The 4,002-nt window shown below is 62.7% G+C and carries 4 protein-coding genes; all 4 read left to right on the forward strand.

Annotated elements, in window-relative coordinates; genetic code table 11:
• Positions 1-93 precede the first annotated feature (93 nt).
• The 4 genes from EN906_RS25570 (at position 94) to accD (ending at position 3,941) form a co-directional block, all read left to right on the forward strand.
• A complete protein-coding gene (locus tag EN906_RS25570; RefSeq protein ID WP_127375466.1) occupies positions 94-753 on the forward strand; it encodes a phosphoribosylanthranilate isomerase in 660 nt (219 codons plus the stop codon).
• A gap of 92 nt (positions 754-845) precedes the next feature.
• Positions 846-2,066: a tryptophan synthase subunit beta gene (gene trpB, locus EN906_RS25575; protein WP_127269345.1), complete on the forward strand. Its 1,221-nt coding sequence runs from the start codon at positions 846-848 to the stop codon at positions 2,064-2,066.
• Positions 2,067-2,129: 63 nt separating this feature from the next.
• Positions 2,130-2,969 carry a tryptophan synthase subunit alpha gene (trpA, locus tag EN906_RS25580; RefSeq protein WP_127269346.1) on the forward strand — a complete coding sequence of 280 codons (840 nt, stop codon included), beginning with the start codon at positions 2,130-2,132 and terminating at the stop codon, positions 2,967-2,969.
• Positions 2,970-3,014: 45 nt separating this feature from the next.
• Complete coding sequence (accD, locus tag EN906_RS25585; protein ID WP_013528321.1) at positions 3,015-3,941, forward strand: acetyl-CoA carboxylase, carboxyltransferase subunit beta; 927 nt, start codon at positions 3,015-3,017, stop codon at positions 3,939-3,941.
• Positions 3,942-4,002: the final 61 nt, after the last annotated feature.

The following is a 4,002-nucleotide window of genomic DNA, read 5'->3' on the forward strand; positions in this document are numbered from 1 at the left end:
TTCCTGTTCATCCATAGGTAGCGCCTTTGGCCGCGCCGGCAAACAGCATGCTTTTTCTCGACTCTTTTCGCTTTTCATGCCAATTCCCGCGCCATGGCACTCGACATCAAGATCTGCGGCTTGAAGACCGGCGCGGCAATGGCCGCGGCGCTGGCCGGCGGCGCCAGCCATGTCGGGTTTATCTTCTTCGCCAAAAGCCCACGCTATGTCGAACCCGCCGAGGCTGGCCGCCTGCGCGAGGCGGCGCGCGGCAAGGCGATGGCGGTTGCTGTCATCGTCGATGCCAGCGACGCTTTCCTGGATGAAATCCTTGCCCAAATGCAGCCCGACATGCTGCAACTGCATGGCGCGGAAACGCCCGAGCGCGTCGCCGAGGTCAAAGCCCGTTATGGTTTGCCGGTGATGAAGGCGCTGCCGCTCAGCGAGGCTGCCGATCTCGAACGGATAAAGCCATTCATCGGCATATCAGACCGGTTCCTGTTCGACGCCAAGCCGCCGAAAGGCTCAGAACTGCCGGGCGGCAATGGTGTTGCCTTCGACTGGCGCATTCTTGTCGGCCTTGACGGCGGCGTCGATTACATGCTTTCCGGTGGGCTCAACGCCGCCAATATCGGCGATGCCCTTCGGCTTGCCGACCCGCCCGGAATAGACATTTCCTCAGGCGTGGAAAGCGCACCGGGCGTCAAGGATCCGGCGCTGATCGAACAGTTTTTCCGGGCCGTCAGGACCGCGCGGAACACCCGCGCAGCCTAGTAGTGCCTTAAACCAGAGCATGTCCCGGAAAAGTGGGAACCGGTTTTCCGACAAGGACATGCTTCATAAGTCAAGATGCCAGGAGATCGGCGATGAACAAGCCGGCGACACCCAATTCCTTCCGCACCGGACCCGATGAACAGGGCATGTTCGGCATTTTCGGCGGTCGTTTCGTTGCCGAAACGCTGATGCCGCTGATCCTCGATCTGGAGCAGCACTGGAACGAGGTCAAGAACGATGCGAATTTCAGGGCCGAGCTGACTGACCTGTCGACCCATTATGCCGGGCGACCCTCGAAGCTCTATTTCGCCGAAGGCCTCACGAAGCATCTCGGCGGCGCAAAGGTCTATTTCAAGCGCGAGGATTTGAACCACACCGGTTCGCACAAGATCAACAACTGCCTCGGCCAGATCCTGCTGGCCAAGCGCATGGGCAAGAAGCGCATCATCGCCGAGACCGGCGCCGGCCAGCATGGCGTGGCATCGGCCACGGTCGCGGCCCGCTTCGGCTTCCCCTGCGTCGTCTATATGGGCGCCACCGACGTCGCCCGGCAAAGCCCCAATGTCTTCCGCATGAAGCTGCTCGGCGCCGAAGTGCGCCCGGTGACCGCTGGTCACGGCACGCTGAAGGACGCCATGAACGAGGCGTTGCGCGACTGGGTGACCAATGTCGAGGACACCTATTACCTGATCGGCACCGCCGCCGGCCCGCATCCCTATCCGGAGCTGGTGCGCGACTTCCAGTCGGTAATCGGCACCGAAGCGCGGGCGCAGATCCTAGAGCAGGAAGGCCGACTGCCGGACACCATCATCGCCGCTGTCGGCGGTGGTTCGAACGCCATCGGCCTGTTCCATCCCTTCCTCGACGACAAAGAGGTCCGCATCATCGGCATCGAGGCCGGCGGACGCGGCCTTGACGGCATCGAGCATTGCGCCTCGATGAATGCCGGCGCGCCGGGCGTGCTGCATGGCAACCGCACCTATCTCCTGCAGAACGCCGACGGACAGATCATGGACGGCCATTCTATCTCGGCCGGTCTCGATTATCCCGGCGTCGGCCCCGAGCATTCCTGGCTGCGCGATTCAGGCCGCGTCGAATACGTGCCGATCCTCGACGACGAGGCGCTCGAGGCCTTCAAGCTGACGACGCGCGTCGAAGGCATCATCCCGGCGCTGGAATCCGCGCATGCCATTGCGCATGCGGTGAAGATCGTGCCCGCCATGGACAAGGACCAGATCGTCATCGTCAACCTGTCCGGCCGTGGCGACAAGGACGTGCATACGGTGGCCTCGATGCTGGGTATGGAGATCTAGGCCCCTTTGGACAGTTTCGATTTGGGAGTTGATTATGAGCAAAATTCGTCCAAAGGGCCAGACATGGTGACCCGCATCGACCGCCGCATGGCAAAACTGAAAGCCGAAGGCCGCCCGGCGCTCGTCACCTATTTCATGGGCGGCGACCCTGACTACGACACCTCCTTGTCGATTATGAAGGCACTGCCCAAGGCCGGCGCCGACATCATCGAGCTCGGCATGCCGTTTTCCGACCCGATGGCCGACGGCCCGGCGATCCAGGCGGCGGGCCTGCGGGCGCTGAAGGGCGGCCAGACGCTGGTCAAGACGCTGAAGATGGCGGCCGACTTCCGGACCAGTGACAATGAAACGCCGATCGTGCTGATGGGCTACTACAATCCGATCTACATCTATGGCGTCGACCGCTTCCTCAAGGACGCGATCGCCAGCGGCATTGACGGGCTGATCGTCGTCGACCTGCCGCCCGAGATGGACGAGGAACTGTGCATTCCGGCGCTCAAGGCCGGCATCAATTTCATCCGGCTGGCGACACCGACGACCGACGACAAGCGCCTGCCGAAAGTGCTGCAGAACACGTCGGGCTTCGTCTACTATGTGTCGATGACCGGCATCACCGGCTCGGCGCTGGCCGACACCGGCAAGGTGGCGGCGGCGGTCAAGCGCATCAAGGGCCACACCGACCTGCCGGTCTGCGTCGGCTTCGGCGTCAAGACCGCCGAGCAGGCCCGGGTGATCGGCGCCAATGCCGACGGTGTCGTCGTCGGCACCGCGATCGTCAATGCGGTTGCCAATGTGCTGGGACCGAAGGGCGAAAAGACCGCCGATCCGGCCGAAGCCGTCGCCACGCTGGTCAGCGGCCTTGCGCAAGGCGTGCGTTCGGCCCGCCTTGCTGCTGCCGAATAGTTCTCCTACCTCTTCCCAATCCTCGTCAGGACAGGAGCCGAAGCGATGAACTGGATCACCAATTACGTTCGCCCGAAGATCAATTCGATGCTCGGCCGGCGCACCGACATGCCCGAGAACCTCTGGATCAAGGATCCGGAGACCGGCGAGATGGTGTTCCACAAGGACCTGGAATCCAACCAGTTCGTCATTCCGTCGTCCGGCCATCACATGAAGATCTCGGCCAAGGAGCGGCTGAAATTCTTCTTCGATGGCGGCAAATACGAGACCCTGGACAACCCCAAGGTGATGCAGGATCCGCTGAAATTCCGCGACGAGAAGCGCTATGTCGACCGGTTGAAGGACGCCAAGGCCAAGACCGGCCTTGAGGACGCGATCATCAATGCGCTGGGCACCGTCGAGGGTCTGCCGGTGGTGGTCACGGTGCAGGATTTCGCCTTCATGGGCGGCTCGCTCGGCATGGCCGCTGGCGACGCCATCGTGCATGGCTTCGAAGTGGCCCTGCAGCGCAAGCGGCCGCTGATCCTGTTCGCCGCTTCCGGCGGCGCGCGCATGCAGGAAGGTATTTTGTCCCTGATGCAATTGCCGCGGACAACGGTTGGTGTCGACCGGCTGAAGGAAGCCGGCCTGCCCTACATCGTCGTTTTGACCAACCCGACCACGGGCGGCGTGACCGCCTCCTATGCCATGCTGGGCGACGTGCACATTGCCGAGCCCGGCGCGCTGATCGGCTTTGCCGGACCGCGCGTCATCGAACAGACGATCCGCGAGAAATTGCCCGACGGCTTCCAGCGCTCCGAATATCTGATGGAGCACGGCATGGTCGACATGGTCGTATCCAGGCTGGAAATGCGTGAAACGATCGCGCGCCTGCTCAAGATGCTGCTCAAGCTGCCGGAAGAGCAAAAAACGCTGGAGCCGGAAATCCTGCCGCCGGCGGTGGTCGCCGCGGAAGCTCGGCCGCAAGCCTGAAGCGACACGAAGCGCCGCGACCGCGATTGCACGGGTGCTTCGGCGCGCTGTAGCTTTTGAT

Origin of the sequence: Mesorhizobium sp. M7A.F.Ca.CA.004.06.1.1 (assembly GCF_003999135.1) — a bacterium.
Lineage (GTDB): Bacteria > Pseudomonadota > Alphaproteobacteria > Rhizobiales > Rhizobiaceae > Mesorhizobium.